General features: G+C 40.5%; 17 protein-coding genes. All 17 read left to right on the top strand.

Annotation, left to right across the window (positions count from 1 at the left end):
* Positions 1 to 12 precede the first annotated feature (12 nt).
* The 17 genes from G610_RS0103415 to G610_RS0103330 all read left to right on the top strand — a co-directional run bounded on the left by G610_RS0103415 (position 13) and on the right by G610_RS0103330 (position 21,055).
* Positions 13 to 810: an MBL fold metallo-hydrolase gene (locus G610_RS0103415; RefSeq protein ID WP_026523663.1), complete on the top strand. Its 798-nt coding sequence runs from the start codon at positions 13 to 15 to the stop codon at positions 808 to 810.
* 16 nt (positions 811 to 826) lie between these two features.
* Positions 827 to 1,099, top strand: a complete 273-nt coding sequence (locus tag G610_RS0103410; protein ID WP_026523662.1) for an ACT domain-containing protein — start codon at positions 827 to 829, stop codon at positions 1,097 to 1,099.
* Between the two features lie 10 nt (positions 1,100 to 1,109).
* Positions 1,110 to 2,474, top strand: a complete 1,365-nt coding sequence (locus G610_RS0103405; protein WP_026523661.1) for a PFL family protein — start codon at positions 1,110 to 1,112, stop codon at positions 2,472 to 2,474.
* A gap of 16 nt (positions 2,475 to 2,490) precedes the next feature.
* Positions 2,491 to 3,501, top strand: a complete 1,011-nt coding sequence (locus tag G610_RS0103400; protein WP_242829604.1) for a carbohydrate ABC transporter permease — start codon at positions 2,491 to 2,493, stop codon at positions 3,499 to 3,501.
* Positions 3,502 to 3,504: 3 nt separating this feature from the next.
* Complete coding sequence (locus tag G610_RS0103395) at positions 3,505 to 4,458, top strand: carbohydrate ABC transporter permease (protein ID WP_081667178.1); 954 nt, start codon at positions 3,505 to 3,507, stop codon at positions 4,456 to 4,458.
* 41 nt (positions 4,459 to 4,499) lie between these two features.
* Positions 4,500 to 6,155, top strand: coding sequence for a biotin/lipoyl-binding protein (locus G610_RS0103390; RefSeq protein WP_026523658.1), 1,656 nt, complete (start codon positions 4,500 to 4,502; stop codon positions 6,153 to 6,155).
* Positions 6,148 to 7,365 carry an ABC transporter permease gene (locus G610_RS0103385; RefSeq protein WP_026523657.1) on the top strand — a complete coding sequence of 406 codons (1,218 nt, stop codon included), beginning with the start codon at positions 6,148 to 6,150 and terminating at the stop codon, positions 7,363 to 7,365. Before G610_RS0103390 ends, G610_RS0103385 begins: the two co-directional genes overlap by 8 nt.
* A gap of 32 nt (positions 7,366 to 7,397) precedes the next feature.
* Positions 7,398 to 9,944 (top strand): ABC transporter substrate-binding protein, encoded by a 2,547-nt coding sequence (locus G610_RS0103380; protein WP_026523656.1) that lies wholly within the window; start codon positions 7,398 to 7,400, stop codon positions 9,942 to 9,944.
* A 30-nt stretch (positions 9,945 to 9,974) separates the two neighbouring features.
* Complete coding sequence (locus G610_RS0103375) at positions 9,975 to 10,427, top strand: NfeD family protein (RefSeq protein ID WP_051197558.1); 453 nt, start codon at positions 9,975 to 9,977, stop codon at positions 10,425 to 10,427.
* A gap of 17 nt (positions 10,428 to 10,444) precedes the next feature.
* A complete protein-coding gene (locus G610_RS0103370) occupies positions 10,445 to 11,356 on the top strand; it encodes an SPFH domain-containing protein (RefSeq protein WP_026523654.1) in 912 nt (303 codons plus the stop codon).
* A gap of 83 nt (positions 11,357 to 11,439) precedes the next feature.
* Positions 11,440 to 11,739: a hypothetical protein gene (locus tag G610_RS0103365; RefSeq protein WP_026494560.1), complete on the top strand. Its 300-nt coding sequence runs from the start codon at positions 11,440 to 11,442 to the stop codon at positions 11,737 to 11,739.
* Between the two features lie 165 nt (positions 11,740 to 11,904).
* Complete coding sequence (rho, locus tag G610_RS0103360) at positions 11,905 to 13,380, top strand: transcription termination factor Rho (RefSeq protein ID WP_026523653.1); 1,476 nt, start codon at positions 11,905 to 11,907, stop codon at positions 13,378 to 13,380.
* Positions 13,381 to 13,754: 374 nt separating this feature from the next.
* Positions 13,755 to 14,942: a cobalt-precorrin-5B (C(1))-methyltransferase gene (locus tag G610_RS0103350; RefSeq protein WP_196809799.1), complete on the top strand. Its 1,188-nt coding sequence runs from the start codon at positions 13,755 to 13,757 to the stop codon at positions 14,940 to 14,942.
* A 50-nt stretch (positions 14,943 to 14,992) separates the two neighbouring features.
* The gene (gene trpS, locus G610_RS0103345) at positions 14,993 to 16,087 is read left to right on the top strand and encodes a tryptophan--tRNA ligase (RefSeq protein ID WP_026523651.1); all 1,095 of its coding nucleotides are present in this window, start codon (positions 14,993 to 14,995) and stop codon (positions 16,085 to 16,087) included.
* A gap of 15 nt (positions 16,088 to 16,102) precedes the next feature.
* Positions 16,103 to 17,548 carry a glycogen synthase GlgA gene (gene glgA / locus G610_RS0103340; protein WP_026523650.1) on the top strand — a complete coding sequence of 482 codons (1,446 nt, stop codon included), beginning with the start codon at positions 16,103 to 16,105 and terminating at the stop codon, positions 17,546 to 17,548.
* A gap of 5 nt (positions 17,549 to 17,553) precedes the next feature.
* Positions 17,554 to 19,200, top strand: coding sequence for a putative polysaccharide biosynthesis protein (locus G610_RS0103335; RefSeq protein ID WP_026523649.1), 1,647 nt, complete (start codon positions 17,554 to 17,556; stop codon positions 19,198 to 19,200).
* A gap of 61 nt (positions 19,201 to 19,261) precedes the next feature.
* Positions 19,262 to 21,055 (top strand): Rqc2 family fibronectin-binding protein, encoded by a 1,794-nt coding sequence (locus G610_RS0103330; RefSeq protein ID WP_026523648.1) that lies wholly within the window; start codon positions 19,262 to 19,264, stop codon positions 21,053 to 21,055.
* The last annotated feature ends 106 nt before the right edge of the window (positions 21,056 to 21,161 follow it).

Genomic DNA, 21,161 nt, shown 5'->3' with positions numbered 1-21,161 from the left:
GAGATTTAACAAATGAGACTGGCGAGTCTGTCCAGTGGAAGTAGCGGAAACAGTATTTATGTTGGTTCCGATACCACACATATCCTGGTTGATACGGGATGCAGCAAGAAAAGAATTGAAGAGGGCCTTAGCAAATTAGATTTGTCATTGGCGGATATTGATGCTATATTTGTGACGCATGAGCATTCAGATCATATAAATGGTCTGCATACTATTCTAAAAAAGTATGAGATACCGGTTTATGCCACAAAGGGGACAATAGAAGGCATCAGAATCAGCGATAAAAAGAGGGAGATGGATAACGCTGAGTTTCACGAGATCAAGGCAGATAAGAAATTATCTGTAAAGGATCTTACAATCAATCCAATGACCATAATGCATGACGCATTAGAGCCTGTCGGCTACAGAATAAGCTGTGGCAAGAGCAAAATGGCTATAGCGACTGACCTTGGATGCTATAACGAATATACCGTTGATTGTCTTCAGGGACTTGATGCAGTTCTTATAGAAGCCAATCATGACGTAAGGATGCTTCAGACAGGACCTTATCCATACTATTTGAAAAAAAGAATTCTCGGGGAAAGAGGACATTTGTCCAATGAGAAAAGTGGGGAGCTTCTTTGCAGAATCCTGCATGATAATCTAAAAGGAATAATTCTCGGGCACCTGAGTAAAGAAAATAATCTTCCTGAACTGGCTTATGAGACGGTAAGGGTTGAAATAGAAATGGGTAATAACCCATATCATGGCAGTGATTTCCCTATCATGGTTGCTGCCAGAAATGAATTGTCACAGGTTTTGGAGTTTTAGAGGAGAGAAGTGTCTTATGAACAAAATTATCATTACTGTAGTAGGAAAAGATACCGTCGGAATCATTGCAAAAGTATGTACATACCTTGCTGATAATGATGTAAACATTCTTGATATTTCACAGACAATCGTGTCCGGTTATTTTAACATGATGATGATTGTTGATGTTTCAGGAAGTAAGGTGGCATTCAACGATCTTTCTGATTCCCTTGAAAATATTGGAAATGATATCGGTGTTGTAGTTAAATGTCAGAGAGAAGAGATCTTTGACTCAATGCACAGAATCTAAAGGAGATATCATGATAAATATCAGCGAAGTATCAGAAACTAATGAAATGATAGAAAAAGAGAACCTGGATGTCCGCACAATTACAATGGGCATCAGCCTCTTTGATTGCATAGATACAGATTTAAAAGCACTTAATGAAAAAATCTATAACAAGATCCACGAAAGTGCAAAGGATCTGGTTAAAACCGGTGAGGAGATTTCAAAAGAGTTCGGTATACCGATTGTAAATAAGCGAATTTCGGTTACGCCAATTGCCCTCATCGGTGCTTCTGCGTGTAAGACGCCTTCAGACTTTGTCACAATAGCTAAGACTTTGGACAGAGCAGCTAAGGATGTAGGAATCAATTTTCTTGGTGGTTACAGCGCACTTGTAAGTAAGGGAATGACAACAGCAGATAAGCTTCTTATTGAGTCAATTCCCGAAGCACTTTCATCTACTGACGTTGTCTGCTCATCAGTAAATGTTGGTTCTACCAAGACAGGTATCAATATGGATGCTGTAAGGCTCCTTGGAGATATCATTCTTGAAACTGCTAATAAGACAAAGGATACTGACAGCTCAGGCTGTACCAAGCTAGTAATTTTCTGCAATGCTCCCGATGATAATCCTTTCATGGCAGGAGCATTCCACGGCGTTACAGAGGCTGACAGAATAATCAACGTTGGTGTCAGCGGCCCCGGAGTAGTTAAGACTGCTCTTGAAAAAGTCAGAGGAGAGAACTTCGAGGTTCTTTGCGAGACCATCAAGAAGACTGCATTTAAGGTAACAAGAGTTGGTCAGCTTGTTGCCAAGGAAGCTTCTGAGAGACTCGGCGTTCCTTTTGGAATCGTGGATCTTTCCCTGGCACCCACCCCTGCAATTGGCGACAGTGTTGCTGATATTCTTCATGAGATCGGTGTTGAGCATGCAGGTGCTCCCGGAACTACAGCAGCTCTTGCACTTTTGAATGATCAGGTTAAAAAGGGCGGAGCTATGGCATCTTCTTATGTGGGAGGTCTTTCAGGTGCGTTTATTCCTGTAAGTGAAGATCAGGGCATGATAAATGCCGTTAATGCAGGTGCACTTACTCTTGAGAAGCTTGAAGCCATGACCTGCGTATGCTCTGTTGGACTTGATATGATAGCAATCCCAGGTGATACCAAGGCTACAACCCTTGCAGGTATCATCGCCGATGAGATGGCTATCGGAATGATCAATCAGAAGACAACAGCCGTAAGACTTATTCCTGTAATAGGCAAAACTGTAGGTGACACAGTTGATTTCGGCGGACTCCTTGGCTTTGGTCCCATTATGCCTGTTAATAAGTTTGACTGTGCTGCATTTGTAGACAGAGGCGGAAGAATTCCCGCTCCTATACATAGCTTTAAAAATTAAAATCTAGTGAGTAAATATGGAAAATAAGCTAAAAGTTCTTGATAAGGTCAAGGACAAAGGCGAAAAACTAAATAGAATGCTTAGGCGTAATGCTGCCGGTCAGACAGCTATGCCTAAAAAGCGCACGAATTTAAAAGAGCATCTTCAAAAGAAATCCACAAGGAAGAAGATCAGAGAGACAGTTGTTTCATGGCTTTTCCTTAGTCCTTCACTGGCAGGAGTTCTTACATTTTTTGTTCTTCCTTTCCTGGTGGTAGTTTTTTATGCAGTTGTAAATAACCCCATTCAGAAGGAGTTTGTAGGCTTTGATAATTTCGTAAGAGTATTTAATAACAATGCATTTAAACAGGCGGCCAGTAATACACTTATGTTTTCAGCTGTAGCAGTGCCGCTGGCTGTGGCGCTGTCGTTGTTTCTGGCTGTTGTTATGGAATCGGGTATTCCATTTAAGAGTCAGTTCAGAAGCTTTTTCCTTAGCCCTATGATGGTGCCTATAGCTTCAATTGTGCTTATCTGGCAGGTTTTGTTTGACTACAACGGACTTATCAATCAGGTTTATCTTGCCTTTGGTGGTCCGTCCAAAATAGACTGGCTAAAATCAGATAAAGCCCAGATCGTGGTAGTAATTCTGTTTTTGTGGAAGAACCTTGGATATAACATGATTCTGTTTATGGCTGCACTGTCCAGTGTGCCTAAGGATCTGATTGAGGTTGCTAGACTGGAAAGTGCCACAGAGAGACAGATTTTCTGGTCCATTAAGATGAGATATCTCTCATCAACAATTTTGTTTGTAACCATAATGTCGCTGATAAATTCATTTAAGGTGTTCAGAGAGGTTTACCTTCTTACCGGAGATTATCCCTACCAGACCCTGTACATGATGCAGCACTTTATGAATAATACCTTTGCTTCTGTGGATTATCAGAAGCTGTCGGCATCAGCCATTATGATGGCAATAGTGGTAGTAATACTTATGTTTATTATGTTTATCACAGAAGACCGATATGGAAGGGATATAGAAGGCTAATAAATGGCTGAGATTAGAAAGCCGCGTTCCGAAACGGTCTTTTATGAAAGAGCGATAAGGAAGGCGCATAGAAACAAGAGAATATATAAATACGGCATTATTATCGGCACGATAATAGCTGCGTTTTTTGCGGTGCTTTTTCTTACACCCATAATACTTACCATTACGAATTCGTTTATGAGTTCATCTGAGATAAGCGCCAATTACGGAGCTGTATTCAAGACTACGGAAAACGGCGGAAAGGTATTCATATCCAAGACCGTTAACCTAAAGTTTATACCGGATATAGTTTCCTTTAGTCAGTATTATGCGGTGCTGTTTAAATCACCTGAGTACCTGGTTAAGTTTTGGAACAGTGTACTTTATGTAGTGCCAATCGTGGGAGTACAGCTGATGATCGCAATGCTTGCATCCTACGGTTTTGCAAGATATCAGGGACGAGTTAGAGAAGTCATATTCTTTATATATATTATTTTGATGCTGATGCCTTATCAGGTTACGTTGGTTCCCAATTACCTGGTTTCCCAGTGGCTGGGAATACTTGATACCAGATGGGCGATATTGCTTCCGGGATTTTTCTCACCATTTGCAGTTTTCCTTCTGACGAAATTCATCAGAAGAATACCTACTGAGGTTATGGAAGCCGCATCAATTGACGGCGCAGGAGAGTGGCAGATTTTCTCCAAGATATGTATGCCGCTTTGTAAAAGCGGACTTATTTCAATAGCAATTCTTGTGTTTATTGATTATTGGAATATGGTTGAGCAGCCGCTTATTCTTTTATCAAATGATGAGCTGCATCCGCTGTCGGTATTTTTGTCGAAGATAAATGCTGGTGAGATAAGTCTTGCCTTTGCAGTTGCTGTTATATATCTGGTTCCGCCACTTTTGATATTCCTGTATGGAGAGGAATACCTGGTTGAGGGTATTTCATATCAGGGCGGCTTAAAGGGATAATATTGAAATTTAGAATAGATTTTTAAGGAAGAGGAAGAGGTATGTCAGAAGTAAGTACAACCGTGAACAAAAAGAGCAGAAAGGATATTATCAAGGATATTACAATTGCATTTCTTGTAATACTTCTTTTGCTCACATTCTTTTCAAATACCATCATGAATTATTCTTTGCCTGAGGTTGCTATTCAGCAGGTTCAGGAAGGTAATATTTCTCCGATGATAAGAGGAACAGGTACGGTTGAAGCGTCGGATCCTTACAATGTTAAGGTTTCTCAGGAAAGAGTTATTAAAAGTGTTGCAGTACAGGAAGGTGCTCATGTAGATAAAGGAGATATTCTGTACTATCTTGAGGACAAAGAATCTACAGAGCTTACAGAAGCTGAGACAAAGCTTGAAGAAATGACACAGACCTATGAATCTGCGCTTTTCTCAGGTGATATTGATGATGCATCAATTACCAGAATCAGAAGCGGTGTAACTCTTACTTTTGATGATTATCAGACAAAGCTTAAGGCTGCCAGTGACAGATATGATGCTGCAAAGGCTGCCGATGAAGCTGCTCAGGCAGTAATTGATGAGCAGTCCCAGGCTCAGTCCTATACATCAGCACAGTATAACTATGATGAGGCTACACCTCAGTATCAGGATGCAGAGATTACTTACAGGCTGGCTCAGATCGAAGAGCAGATCACTGAGGCTCAGGAGACAAAAGATCACGCTAAGGAAAAACGTGATGCATTAAAGAAAACAGATAAAGATTATTCAAAGAAATATGCTAAATATGATGCGGAATACTGGCTTGCTGATCAGACTCTTGATGCCCTCAATGAGGAAAAGAGTGATCTTACAATTCAGCAGGCAAATAATGCTAAGGATGTATCTCAGATGACTACACAGGCCGGACAGGTTGACAGTGATTATCAGAGAAAGGCCGCAAGCCTTCAGGATGCTAAAAACAAGACAGCACTTGAGCTTGAAAGGGCTACAACTGAGAGAACAGAGCTTCTTACTGAAATTGGTAAGGAAATCGAGCTTTGCAATCAGAGAGATGATATTGAAGAACAGAAGGAAACCGTAGAGAAGCTTAAAGCTGAGTCTACAGGCGGTAAGATCGAAGCTCCTGTTGCAGGTACAGTTACATCACTTACACTTAAGGCAGGTGAGTCAACAAGTGCCGATAATGAAGTTGCCGTAATTCAGGTTGACGGTAAGGATATGGTTACGAGCTTCAGCGTTACAGTTGATCAGGCAAAGGGACTTAAGGTCGGTGATATAGCTGAGCCTCAGAATGCTTGGTATTACACTGATTTCAAGGCAACTCTTAAATCAATCACTGCTGATAAACAGAATCCTAATACAAAGAAGGTTCTTACATTTACTATTGAGAGTCCTGAAGTTCAGAATGGTCAGTCAGTAAGTCTTCAGATTGGTGAGAAGTCAAATGTTTATGACCTTACTATTCCTGCAGGTGCTGTACGTGAGGACCAGAACGGTAAGTTTATCCTTGTTGTTAAGTCCAAGTCATCACCTCTTGGAAACAGATATATTGCTTCCAGAGTAGATGTTGAAGTACTTGCTTCAGATGATACTACAGCAGCTATTAGCGGAAGTCTTGAGGGAGATGAGTACGTAATAACCACCACAACAGCCCTTGTAAATTCAGGAGATCAGGTGAGACTGGCTAATAACAATGAATAAATTTTTTGCAGGTATAAAAGACAAAATAAAAAATCTGCGTGCTCCGCAGATCATATATTTGATAGCCTTGGCTTTAATGATCGCAACTATCTTTATACTGAATGCAGTTAAGGACCATATATCTGATGGAATCTATGATCAGAACGAGGGCTCAAGATGGTCCAATGATGTCAGATGCGGTCAGGTTACCATGATATTTTCAGAGAGTGCAGGTATAGGCTCTGACTCTATACAGGAATACGAATACAATATAAATAAAGGGCTTATAGCTGATGGTTATCAGGAGGCTACAGCCAGCAAGCAGGGCGGCGATGCAGTATGGAACGATTGCTACAGTGCAATGGGAAGCATTACAGTTACAAGAGACAAGCGAAGCGTTGATGCTTTTGCTGTTGGTATCGGCGGTGATTTCTTTCAGTTCCATCCTATGAAGATTTTATCCGGTAACTACATAAATTCCGACTCACTGATGACCGACCTTGTAATGCTTGATGAAGACCTTGCATGGCAGCTGTTTGGTTCTGTTGATATTGTGGGAATGCAGGTTTTGATAAAGGGTGTTCCTCATTATATTTCCGGAGTTGTAAAAAGAGATTCCGGTAAATATGTAAAGGAAGCAGGACTAAATTTCCCTACGATCTATCTTTCATATCAGTCTCTTGCAACCTATGGAACAATTGATTCTTCCGTACTTGCTACTGATACCAGCATAGGAAGTGTTAATGTCAAAAAGAAGGATGATGACGAGGATGAAAACGGCGAGTCAGACCTGAACACTGAAAGTAAAGGTATTATCTGCATGGAGGTTGTAATGCCTAATCCTGTAGATAATTACGCCAAGAGTTTTCTTATTAAGAATCTTAATCTTAATACCAATATTGTTGAAGTAGTAGATAATTCTGCAAGATATCATAACAAGAATCTTTTGGATGTTATTGGCAGCTTTAGTAAGAGATCTATGCAGATTAAGCCTATTATATATCCGTACTGGGAGAACAATGCGAGAGCCTATGAGAATATCCTCGCATACATGCTTCTCGTCCAGATTATCTTTGCAATAGTGTCATTTATAATGATTGCTATTATAGTAGTTCACAGCTACAGACACCGGAAGTGGAGAGCCGGTGAGATATGGGCCGGATTCCTTGACTGGAAGTATGACATGGAATCAAGAGTCAAATATCATAACGATAAATGGAAACATTTTTAACATTTTATCGATTCTCATTATGGAGGTAATTTATGAAGAAAATCTATCTTAAGCGTGCGCTTAGCTTATCGCTTGCTGCAGTTATGGTTATATCTGCTGCGGGATGCGGTAAGAAAAAAGAGGCAACATCAGGCGATGAGACAGAAGCTACGCACAATGTTAAGGACTATGTTTACAAGGAAAATGACATCGATCTTGGAAGTGATGTAGATACTAATTCTATAAGCTACCTTGGAACCTTCGGCGATAAGCTTTATGCTGCAGGTAACTTCTATGGTAGTGATGATGTTCAGACTGTTGTTTTCACCATGAACAGTGATGGATCAAACGTCGAGAAGGTGCCGATTGGTGGCGGTGATTATGCAACTGTGTCACAGGTAGCTGTTGCTGTGGATGGTTCAATTTATACAATTGAATCCGGTTATAGCAACATTCTCCCCGGTGGCTCTACTGATGGCCCTGTTTCACTTTTTGAGGCTACAGATGGTTCAACAGATGATTCTGATGCAAAGGCTGCTCAGGATGCTGAAGCTGCAGGTGAAGGTCCCGCTGACATATCTGATGAAGATGAGGGTGGTGATGATGCAGATACACCTGATACTCCCGATGCTCCAGGAGAAGAAGATGGCGAAGTTATCGAGCTTGAAGAAGGCGATTTTGAGTCAAGTGATGAAGGCGCCTTTTTCACAGAAGATGGCGGCATGGTTGGCGGCTCTATGTCCATGGGTTCAGAGGAATACTATATTGTAAAGTATTCAGCTGATGGAACTGAGCAGTTTAGACAGAAGATGCAATATGAAGAGAGCGAAGATACATATTTCTATATAACATCCTTCGTGCCCACAGATAAAGGTATTGCAGTTTCTGATTCCAACGGTATTCAGTTATACAACAAAGACGACGGTTCTTTTATAAAGGACGTTGACTGCGGCGAAGATTTTGATTCTTCTTATGGTAACTACTTTGCTTTATATGGCAAAAACGATGGCGGAGTAATAGCAGCGATCAATGGTGAAGAATACATGGATTTCTATAACCTTGATTTTGATGCTGCTAAGCTTAACAAGATTGAGGGCTCTACAGTTGCTGCATACGAGTACAATATTGCATCAGGTATTGGCTCTGACCTTCTTCTTTCAAATGGTGAAGGTATTTATTCATACAACATCGGTGATGCTGAACCCAAGATGATCATGAACTACGTAGATTCAGACATCAGTGTTTATGGTATTTACTCATTTGCAGCTATTAACGAGACAGATATTTTCTGTCTGCTTCCTACTGATGAAGCATATATCCTTGCTATTCTTACCAAAATCAATCCTAAGGATGTAAAGGATAAGAAGACCATTATTCTTGGCTGTAACTACATTGACTATGATGTAAGAAAGCAGGTTGTACAGTTCAATAAAGAGAACGAAGAGTACAGAATTGTAATCTCTGATTACTCAAAATACGACACCGATGATAACTATTCAGGCGGTGCTAACAGACTTAACACTGACATTGTTTCAGGTAATATTCCGGATATCCTTGTTCTTGATACAGATATGCCTGTTGATAGTTATATTTCAAAGGGACTTTTCCTTGATATGTCTGACTATTTCAAGAACGACGAGGAGCTCTCCAAGAATGAGTACCTTGATAGTGTAATGGAAGTATTCAAGACAGATGGCAAGATGTATAAGCTTATTCCAAGCTTCTACGTTGAGACTGTTATGACAGCTAAAGAGAATGTTAGTGATAACAAGACCTGGACTATAGCTGATCTTGAGAAGCTTATCAAGGATAAAAACGTAGAATATAAGAATGTATTTGGTGCTTTGGGAAGAGATGACCTCTTTGAAATGGCTCTCAGTCTTACAGGCTCACAGTTCATTGACTGGTCAACACTTACCTGCAGCTACAACTCAGATGCATTTATTCATCTTCTGGAATTTGCCAACGAATTCCCGGAGGAACTTGATGATGATGAGTATTTTGCAGATAACTCTGCATTTTGGAGAGAGGGTAAGGCTCTTGCTTCCAGAATCAGTATTAGTGGTTTCTCTGATGTAAGCTACGAAGAGAAGGGTATTTACGGTAAGGATATTGTCGCTGTTGGCTTCCCTTCAGAAAATGGCACAGGTGCTGCTATTTTCCCGAACCTGCAGCTTACAATAAGCGACAGCTCAAAGGTTAAGGACGGATGCTGGCAGTTTGTAAGATATTTCCTTACAGATGAATACCAGAATACTATCGATACTGCATGGCCTGTAAGCATGAAGAAAATAAATGAGCTTGCAGAGGCAGCAAAGAAGAGACCTACTTACACAGATGAAAATGGTAAAGAGGTTGAATATGATGATGTATTCTACATCGGAGATACAGAGATCATCATTGATCCTATGACTGATGAAGAGGTTCAGGAAGTAATTGATTACCTTGGATCAGTTAGCCAGGTAGGTAAATATAACGAAGAAGTTAATAAGATCATAAAAGAAGAGGCTGCAGCTTACTTCAGTGGTCAGAAAACCGCCGCAGAGGTTGCTGATATCATTCAGAGCCGTGTACAGATTTACGTAAACGAGATTTCATAATCAATCTGAATTCAGGGGAGGGCGAACTGTATGTATAATAGCTTATTTAACTTAAATCCACAGACATTTTGGCTTTTAGCTACAATAGTTCTTGCAGTTATTGAGATAATCACTCTTGGACTATCTACAATCTGGTTTGCCTTTGGTGCATTCGCAGCCTTTTTACTGGCGATTTGCGGTGCATCAGTACCTCTTCAGATAGTTGTGTTTATTCTTGTGTCAATTGTGTCACTTTTGCTTGTAAGACCGCTTTCAATGAAGTATCTTAATAGTAAGATATCTAAAACCAATATAGATGCGATTGTTGGCAGAAAAGTTAAGGTGACTACCGCAATAGACAACACTTCTGAAGCAGGAACCGTAATGATGGACGGAACCACATGGAATGCCAGAAGTGTGAATGATGACGAGAATATAGAAGTTGGGGAAACGGTTGTCATTCAAAGAGTTGAGGGAAATAAATTATTTGTAAATAAAGAATAATTTAAGGAGGAAAAGGTATGCCATATTTTATAGCTATTATTCTTATTCTTGTTCTTATTGCAATGAACATCAAGATTGTTCCTCAGGCTCATTCTTTTATCGTTGAACGTCTTGGTGCCTACAAGGAGACCTGGGATGTCGGTCTTCACTTCATGATTCCTTTTATCGATAAGGTTGCGAGAAAAGTGGATCTGAAGGAGCAGTATTGTGACTTCCCACCTCAGCCTGTTATCACACAGGACAACGTAACAATGCAGATTGACTCAATCGTGTTCTTCCGTATTTCTGATCCCAAAGCTTATGCTTACGGTGTTCGCAATCCTATCGGAGCTATTGAGAACCTTACAGCTACAACACTTCGTAACGTAATCGGATCTCTTACTCTTGATGAGACTCTTACAAGCCGTGATCAGATCAATGCTCAGATGCAGGATGCACTTGATATCGCAACAGATCCCTGGGGTATCAAGATCACACGTGTAGAGCTTAAGAACATCAATCCTCCGGAGCAGATTCGTGATGCCATGGAGAAGCAGATGAAGGCTGAGCGTGAGAAGAGAGAGAAAATCCTCTTTGCAGAAGGTGAGAAGCAGTCAGCTATCACAGTTGCAGAAGGTGAGAAGCAGAGTAAGATTCTTCAGGCAGAAGCTGATAAGCAGGCTACAATCCTTAAGGCTGAAGCTATGAAGGAGAAGCAGATCAGAGAAGCAGAAGGTCAGGCTGAAGCTATCAGAAATGTACAGAAGGCTAATGCTGATGGTATAATGATGCTTAAGGAAGCAGGCGCAGATGAGTCTGTTCTTACAATCAAGAGCCTTGAGGCATTTGAGAAGGCTGCAAACGGTCAGGCTACTAAGATCATCGTTCCCAGTAGTATTGCAGGTGTTGCAGGTCTTGCCGAGTCCATTAAGGAAGTAGTTAAGAGCTGATATTATTTAGGTTTTATGCCGGAAAGTCATCGATTGATGGCTTCCGGCTTAATACAAATATAATCTAACGAGGGGAAAAGATTATGTCGGATAATAAAGGTAGAGAAGCTCTTATTCATTCACTGGCGCAGTCCATGGGAATGGGTGATGCTCAAAAGAAAAGCGCTACAGGTAAGTACAATTCCGAGACCGGTACAATCATGAGTAACGGCAGAGTGATTAGTAACGCTACCGTAGTACAGGCCAAAAACTATTTTACCGCTCAGTACAATAAGCTTGCTGAGATGGACGATGAGGGAGCCAAGCAGATGGCTACTTTATACGAGGTTGCCATGGAAGCAATCGGTATCATGATTGACGGCGGTAAATCCAATTCTGAATAATTTCTTATTTTTTAAAATTTTTGTTGCATTTATTCTTTTTATGATGTATTGTGTCTTTAGTCAGTAGACTATATTCTATTGTTCCGTTATAAATTCCACATTGATATGGTTAGAAAACTTAGTGATTGTTTATAATTTTTTTGTTTAAAAGAAAGGGTAATTACGTTGAGAGAAAAATTAGAGACACTAACACTTGCGTCCTTAAGGGATCTTGCAAAGCAGAATGGTGTTAAAAGCGTTACTACTATGAAAAAATCAGAGCTTATTGATGCTCTGCTTGAAATTGCTGAGAAAAAGGCCAGCGAAGCAGCTGAAGAAAAGGCTAAAAAGCCTGCTGCAAAGCCTGCAAGAAAGAAGGTTGTAATCACAACCGATGCTTCAGCAAAGTCTGAGAATAAGACAGTTAGTCGTGAAGAGAGTGCTCCTTCTGAAGGAAAGAGACCTGCAGAAGCAAAGGGCGAAGAAAAAGAAAATGCAAAGAAGGAAGACGGAGTTTCTGAGGAAGAGCTTGCAAACGGTATTCCTGCACACGGAATCCTTGAAGTAATGCAGGATGGATTTGGATTTATCCGCTGCGAGAATTTCCTTCCCGGAGAAAATGATGTTTATGTAGCTCCTGCAATGATCAGAAAGTATAATCTTAAGACTGGTGATATACTTGCAGGCATCAGCCGTCAGAAGAAAGAAAGCGATAAGTTCGGAGCTCTTCTCCAGCTTAATACTATAAATGGTTATAAGCCCGAGGTTGCAATGGGACGTTGGAACTTCGAGAATATGACACCTATTTTTCCTAACAGACAGATAGTACTTGAGTATCCCGGATCATCAATTGCCATGAGAATCATGGATCTCATTTCTCCTATCGGTAAGGGCCAGCGTGGAATGATCGTTTCACCTCCGAAAGCAGGTAAGACAACACTCCTTAAGGATGTAGCAATGTCAGTTAAGAGAAATAATCCTGACATTCATCTCATTATTCTTCTTATTGATGAGCGTCCTGAGGAAGTTACAGATATCAAGGAATGTATTGAAGGACCTAACGTTGAGGTTATTTATTCAACATTCGATGAGCTTCCTGAACACCACAAGAGAGTATCAGAGATGGTTATTGAAAGAGCGAAGCGCCTTGTTGAGCACAATAAAGACGTTATGATTCTTCTTGATTCAATAACAAGACTTACAAGAGCTTACAATATCGTTGTTCCTCCGTCAGGAAGAACACTTTCAGGTGGTCTTGATCCCGCAGCTCTTCACATGCCTAAGAGATTCTTTGGTGCAGCAAGAAATATGAAGGAAGGCGGAAGTCTTACAATCCTTGCAACAGCTCTTATTGAGACCGGCTCCAAGATGGACGATGTTATTTACGAGGAGTTCAAGGGTACAGGTAACATGGAAATGGTTCTTGACAGAAAGATGCAGGAAAAGAGAATATTCCCTGCAATCAATATTGCCAAATCCAGTACCAGAAGAGAGGATCTACTTCTTAAGCCCGATGAGCTTGCTGCTGTTAATACCCTCAGAAAGGGCTTCAATGGTATGAAGGCTGATGAAGCTGTTGATCAGTGCATCAATATGTTTGCTAAGACCAGAAATAATAACGAGTTTATCAGAATGGTTGAAAAGCAGATGAGATATAACTAAATAGAGTTTTGAAGGGACATGCCGTAAGGCGTGTCCTTTTTATCATATAGGAATTTCTCCGGATTTCCCATAAAAAAAGAACACTTGCGTGTTCGGAATTTTGGGAGGAGGGGTTGTCCGGTGGGGAACCAGACAACCCGGTATGAAAAAAGTTTTGTTGGGGGAGTCAGAAGTTCTAACTCCTGTTACATTTATAATACGGGCCAAATTTGTACAGAATATGGACAAAACATAAACTAAGTATAAAATAACTCGAAATTAAAAATAACAAATAACGAGATTTTGTAAACTTTATTAAAGTGTAATTTAAAGAAAGCACGAGATATCGTGAATGTGGTATACTTTATATATTAAAAAAGTAAGGAGGAATGCTTTTGGGAAACGCAGATTTTGTACAAAAAAGCGATAACGGTTTTTCAAATATTCCCGGTTTGACCGGCGGCGCACTTGCTGCGGCTGCTGCGAAAGCTGCGGCTGCTGCCTTACTGCTTAGAATTACCTATGATAGTATAGAATTTCAGAGGGATGATGGCAAGATAATTGATATTCCCATTAGATTTGTGCCTCACCCTGAAAATACAGCTCTTCGTGAATATGCTGTTGTATTAAATGGTATGCGTATTCCTGGGCTTATAAATACTGCGGAGATTCATGTAAGCGTTGAGAGAGTAAGAAAGCTTGCAGATATTCCTGACAGAGTATATATAAAGCCGCAATATATAAATCTATACCTTGATGGTATGGAGGGCATAACAAGGCTTACAGAGACTAATGAGATAGGCCTTGCAAATTATGCGGCTATTGATAAGGAAGCGCGGAACGTTATTTTTCAGGCTGTTGCAGATGTAGTCAGATTTGCAGATGTAATGCCGCTTCTCATGATAAAGGTTTCTACTGTATCTTTTAATAACAATCCTGCAACCAACACTATTCTTGGAAGCGGAGGCAATATAGTTCCCACGTCTCAGAACGAGATTTTAATGGAAATTGCCAACTCATTGGAAGAACAGTACGACAGAGGAATCAGGAACATTATTGCAGTACCCGGGAATGCAGGACATAAGTATGTTCAGGATGCTGTTCATATTTCAATGACTCATTGCATTAGATGCCGCAATTATATCGGAAGTGCTATAGACATGGCTGCTGCCATAGGAATGGAGAATTTCCTTCTTGTTGGTAACTGCTCGAAGCTGATAAGGCTTGCTGCAGGTATTATGGATACTCACACCTGGACAGCGGATGGAAGAAGAGAAGTTTTATCTTTACATACAGTCCTTGCAGGCGGTACCATAGCTCAGGCCAGAATAATACAGGAGCTGGCTACAACCGATCAAATGCTGTCAAAGCTTACGGAATGGGGAATCCGTGATGCCGTTATGAACAGCGTTTGTGCAAAAATCGGTGATTATATGCAGAACAGAATAGGCGGAAAGCCCATGGGCTTTGGTGTAGTGCCGATTCATCAGGAATATGGCCCTTTGGGGCAGACGCCAAACATGTCAAATGTTCTTGCTGCAGTTAGTAGGGAACAGTTTGCACTTTCTATTAAAAAACCATGAGGTTTCGTGGTATAATATTTTAGTAAATCATTAAGGAGATGGAAAAAGTTATGTCTAAAGTAATATTGACCGGCGACCGCCCGACAGGTAAGCTTCATATTGGTCATTATGTCGGATCACTTAGAAGAAGGGTTGAGTTGCAGAACTCCGGCGAATTCGATGATATTTTCATCATGATAGCCGATGCTCAGGCACTTACAGATAACGCTGAGAATCCTGAAAAGGTAAGACAGAACATTATCGAAGTTGCTCTTGATTATCTTGCAGTTGGACTTGATCCTGCTAAGAGTACTTTGTTTGTACAGTCACAGATACCGGAGCTCACCGAGCTTACATTCTATTACATGAATCTTGTTACTGTTGCAAGACTTCAGAGAAATCCCACAGTTAAATCTGAGATTCAGATGCGTGATTTTAAAGCAAGCATTCCTGTAGGATTCTTCACATATCCTATCAGCCAGGCTGCTGATATCACTGCATTTAAGGCTACAACTGTTCCTGTAGGTGAGGATCAGGAGCCTATGATCGAGCAGTGCAGAGAGATCGTTCATAAGTTCAATTCCATTTATGGAGAGGCACTTGTTGAACCCCAGATTCTTCTGCCTGACAATAAAGCATGCCTTAGACTTCCCGGTACAGACGGACAGGCTAAGATGAGTAAGTCTATCGGTAACTGCATCTACCTTTCAGAATCTCCGGAATCTATCAAGAAAAAGGTAATGAGCATGTTCACAGATCCCAATCACTTAAGAGTTGAGGATCCCGGTGAAGTTGAGAATAATCCTGTATTTATATACCTTACTGCATTTGCAAAGGATGAGCATTTCGCAGAGTTCGCTCCTGATTATGCTAATCTCGATGAGATGAAGGCACACTATCAGAGAGGCGGTCTTGGAGATGTTAAGGTTAAGAAGTTCCTTAATAACGTTCTCCAGGCTGAGCTTGAGCCCATCAGAAAGCGCAGAGAAGAGTTCCAGAAGGACATCCCTTATGTATATGATGTTCTTAAAAAGGGATCTGAGGTTGCCGAAGCAAGAGCCGCACAGACTCTCAGCGATGTAAAGAAGGCAATGAGGATTGACTACTTCAGCGATGAAGAATTGATTGCTATGCAGTCAGCAAAATATCAGGAAAATAACGACTAAAAATGGAGGCTTCGCATGAAGAACATTTTATTTGTAGCATCTGAAGGTGTACCTTTTATCAAAACAGGAGGACTCGCTGATGTCGTAGGTTCACTTCCCAAAGAGCTTGATCCCAGATATTTTGATGTGCGTGTTGTACTTCCCAAGTATTCATGTATGTCACAGGAGATGAAGGATAAGCTTGAATATGTCTCCAACTTTTACATGGATTTCCACTGGAAAAGTGAGTATGTTGGAATCTTTTATGCCGAAGTAGATGGCATTAAGTATTATTTTATCGATAATGAGTACTTCTTTAGCGGAATGGCTCCTTACGGTTCAGATGTACTTTGGGAAATTGAGAAATTTGCGTTCTTTAGCAAAGCTTCACTTTCAATTCTTCCTGTAATTGGCTTTAGACCGGATATCATTCACTGTCATGACTGGCAGACAGGACTTATTCCTGTTTATCTCAAGGAGAGATTCCAGGGTAATGAATTTTTCCGTGGCATTAAGTCCATAATGACTATCCACAACCTTAAGTTCCAGGGAAAATGGGACGCTAAGGATGTACAGGATATTACAGGACTTCCTGATTATTATTTCACTCCCGACAAGCTTGGCTATTACAAGGATGCCAATCTGTTAAAGGGTGGTATTGTATATGCTGACGCTATTACAACTGTCAGCAGCACCTATGCGGAAGAGATTAAGACTGAGTTCTACGGAGAGGGTCTTGATGGCCTTTTAAGAGCTCGTACCAACGATCTCAGAGGTATTGTAAACGGTATCGATTATGGCGAATTCAATCCTGAGACGGATAAATTCTTAGATCACCCTTATAATGCCATCAATTTCCGTAAAGAAAAGTCTAAGAATAAGAGAGCACTTCAGAGAGAGCTTGGACTTCCCGAGGATGATAAGATCATGATGATCGGTATCATTTCCCGTCTTACAGATCAGAAGGGCTTTGACCTTATTGCTTATGTTCTTGATGAGCTTTGCCAGGATGCAATTCAGGTAGTAGTTCTTGGAACAGGTGAAGAGCAATACGAGAATATGTTCAGACACTTCGCTTGGAAGTACAGTGACAAGATTTCTGCTAATATTTATTATTCCAATCCTTTGTCACATAAGATTTATGCCGCTTCCGATGCGTTCCTTATGCCTTCACTGTTTGAGCCCTGCGGCCTTTCACAGCTGATGGCCTTGAGATACGGTACTATTCCGATTGTCAGACAGACAGGCGGTCTTACAGATACAGTTGAGCCTTACAATCAGTTTGAGAGTAAGGGTACAGGATTTGGTTTCCTTAATTACAATGCTCATGAGATGATGCATACTGTACGTGAAGCAGAGCGCGTATTCTATGACAACAAACGTGAGTGGAATAAGATGATTGACAGAGCAATGGCAGCCAATTTCTCTTGGAAGGTATCTGCTTCCAAATATCAGGAGATGTACGATTGGCTTAGACCCTGATTATTATGAGTAAAAAGAAAAGTATGCTGATGCAGGGAGGAATCCTTGCATCAGCCGGTTTAATTTGTAGCGTTATCGGACTGTTATACCGCGGACCTTTAACCGGGATAATCGGTGATGAAGGTAACGGTTATTACAGTAGCGCTTACAACATCTATAATATTGTATTGCTTATTTCGTCCTATAGCATTCCTTCTGCAATGAGTAAGATCATTTCCCAGAAGCTTGCTGTTCACGAGTATCGCAACGCACAGCGAATTTTTCACTGTGCGCTTATTTATGTGTGCATAATGGGAGGATTGGGAAGTCTCTTTGTTTTCTTCGGGGCTCCGCTTTTTCTTGATGGACACTCTATTCCTGTCGTCAGGGTTTTCGCACCTATTATATTTATATTTGGACCGTTGGGTGTTCTAAGAGGCTTTTTCCAGGCCCATAGGACCATGATCCCCACCAGTGTATCTCAGCTTGTTGAGCAGATTTTGAATGCGGTTGTTTCTGTAGGCGGAGCATATTTTCTGGTTAGGTTTGCCATATCCAAGGGCAGTGATGATTCCACAAGAGCTATGTACGGTGCTGTAGGAAGTGCTTTAGGTACAGGCTCCGGAGTTTTGATAGCACTTATTTTTATGTTCTTTGTTTACAGACTGAATAGGGACTTTATACAAAGAAAAGTTATACATGACCATCATGAGGATATGACTTATAAAGAAATATTTATCATGATAATCATGTTTGTTACACCTTTTATTTTCAGCACCTTTATTTATCAGTTATCAACATCCCTTAATCAGACTCTGTTTTCAAAGATTATGACAGGTGTTAAGGGACTTCCTCACAATGAGGTTATTACCAGATTTGGTGTGTATTCAAGTAAAGCAGTTGTTATTACGAACTTCCCTATAAGAATTGCATCTGCTGCGGCTGCTACAATTATGCCCAGCATTTCCACATACTATGCTCAGAAGAATTATGAGGGTACAGCTACGCTTGTTGCGAAGGTAAATAGGATTGTAATGATGATAGCAATTCCTTCAGCTGCAGGACTCTTTGCACTTTCAGAGCCTATTTTGATGCTTTTGTTCCCTCAAAAATCAACGCTTCATGAAGCCGGAGTTTTGATGCAGCTTCTTGCAATTACAGTTATTTTCTATTCACTTTCAACTGTAAGTAATGCGATTTTGCAGGGTATCGGTAAAGTAAATATTCCTGTTATAAACGCTGCCATTGCACTGGCGGTGCAGACTGTTGTTCTTGTTGTTTTGCTTAACAATACAGATCTTGGCAACAAGTCCCTTGCTATAGTCACAATAGTCTATTCGCTGATGATGTGCGTATTAAATGAGGTTGCGATCGGAAGATACCTGGATGTATTTCAGGATTATAAAAAGCTTTATCTTTTACCGGGATTATCAGCAGCTTTTATGGGAATCTTCGCATTCCTTGTATACAGACTTTTTGATTATTTGCTTGGGCTTTTCCTTGGAAGTGACTATTTTGTTAATCTCATTTCTGTTGCAGCGGCTATGTTTGTGGCAGTTATTGTATATGCCCTTATGATGGTGAAAACCAAGGCTGTTACAGAGGATGAGCTTTTATCATTCCCTAAGGGAGAAAGTATGGTGAGACTTCTTAAGAAGGTTCACATTATGTAATTGTAAAGAGGCCAAAGCCTTGTTTTAACTTATTGGTGTTTTACATTTAGAAAGGTTTACTATGGCATTTGATGGATTAACTGTTGCCAATATTGTAAGAGATTTAAAAAGCGAACTGATTGGCGGCAGACTATATAAAATTGCACAGACAGAGAAGGATGAGCTTTTGATCACTGTTAGGAAGGCTGTTGAAAACGGTGGTGGTCAGAGGAGACTTTTTATGTCTTCTGACCCATCCCTTCCTCTTGTATATATGACTGATGAGAATAAGCAGAGTCCCATGACTGCGCCTAACTTTTGCATGCTTCTCAGAAAACATATTCAAAACGGCAAGATAATCTCTATCGATCAGCCTTCTCTTGAGAGAATTATCAGAATGGAGATTGAGCATCTTGATGAAATGGGAGATTTAAGGCATAAGACACTTCTTATTGAGCTCATGGGAAAATACAGTAACATTATTTTCATTGATGAAGACAATAAGATAATTGATGCCATAAAGCATATTCCATCAAGTGTAAGCTCGGTAAGAGAGGTACTTCCGGGACGTGAATATTTTGTCCCTGATACCCAGAGTAAATTAAATCCTCTTGAATGTACTAAGGATGAATTCATGAGCCTTATTTCTTCTAAAGGTCAGCCTGTTTTCAAGGCGCTTTATGGAAGCTTTACCGGCCTTTCCCCTGTGATTTCTCAAGAGATTTGCTTCAGAGCAAATGTTGACAGTGATAAGTCAGCCATTGCTCTTGAAAATGTTGAATGTGAGAAGCTTTGGTCAGCTTTTGACGAAGTTATGAGTCTTGTAAGAGAAGGTAAGTTTTCACCTGAGCTTGTTTATATAAACGATAAGCCCAAGGAATATGCTGCGATTTCTCTTACCATGTATCACAGCGGAGATGACTCTGACTATAGAGAATTTGATGATATTTCTGAGCTTCTTACACATTTTTATTCAGAGAAAAATGCAGTTACCAGAATTAGACAAAAATCTGCTGACCTCAGAAAGGTTGTAAGTACAGTTCTTGAGAGAAATATAAGGACACTTGATCTTCAGACCAATCAGCTTAAGGATACAGAGAAAAAGGATAAGTACAGAGTCTACGGTGAACTTTTAACTGTTTACGGATATAGCGCTGAGCCGGAAGCTACATCAATCACAGTAAATGACTACAATACAGGAAAAGATGTAAAGATAACATTAGATCCCACGCTTACCATTGCTCAGAACGCGAAAAAGTATTTTGACAAATACACAAAAATGAAGCGAACTACAGAAGCTTTGGAGGTTCAGATGAAGGAGGTCGCTGAGACCGTATCTCACCTAGAGTCAATAGCAGCATCTCTTGACATAGCTAGGCAGGAAGAGGATCTCACTGACATCAGAAGAGAGCTTATTGAAGGCGGTTACATAAAGGGAAGTGCTGCTGACAGAATAAGCGGCAAGGGTAAAAACGGAAAGCAGAACCGCTCCCAGAAATCAAAGAGTAAGCCATTCCACTATATAAGCAGTGACGGCTTCCATATTTATGTTGGAAAGAATAATTATCAGAATGATGAGCTTACCTTCAAGGTGGCAAACGGCGGTGACTGGTGGTTTCATGCCAAGAAGATTCCCGGCTCCCACGTTGTTCTTATTACTGAGGGTAAAGAAGTTCCGGACAGAGCTTTTGAAGAGGCGGCAGCTCTTGCAGCCTATTATTCCAAGGGCAGAGAGCAGGACAAGGTTGAGATCGATTATTTAAAGCGCAAGGATGTGAAAAAACCGGGTGGTGCAAAGCCTGGATTTGTGGTTTATTACACCAATTATTCAATGGTTATAGGAACTGATATATCAGCACTTAAGGAAGTGGAATAATATTCATTAAATGGTGCATTAAAAACTCCTAAAACATTGACGAATACTGCCATTTCATCATATTATTAATGAGGTATTTCTATTAGGATTGTATGTAAAAATAGAA

The organism is Butyrivibrio sp. MB2005, from assembly GCF_000424285.1.
Classification (GTDB): Bacteria; Bacillota; Clostridia; order Lachnospirales; family Lachnospiraceae; genus Butyrivibrio.
The sequence above is the reverse complement of the archived record's forward strand: the minus strand, read 5'-3'. Positions and strand labels throughout refer to the sequence as shown.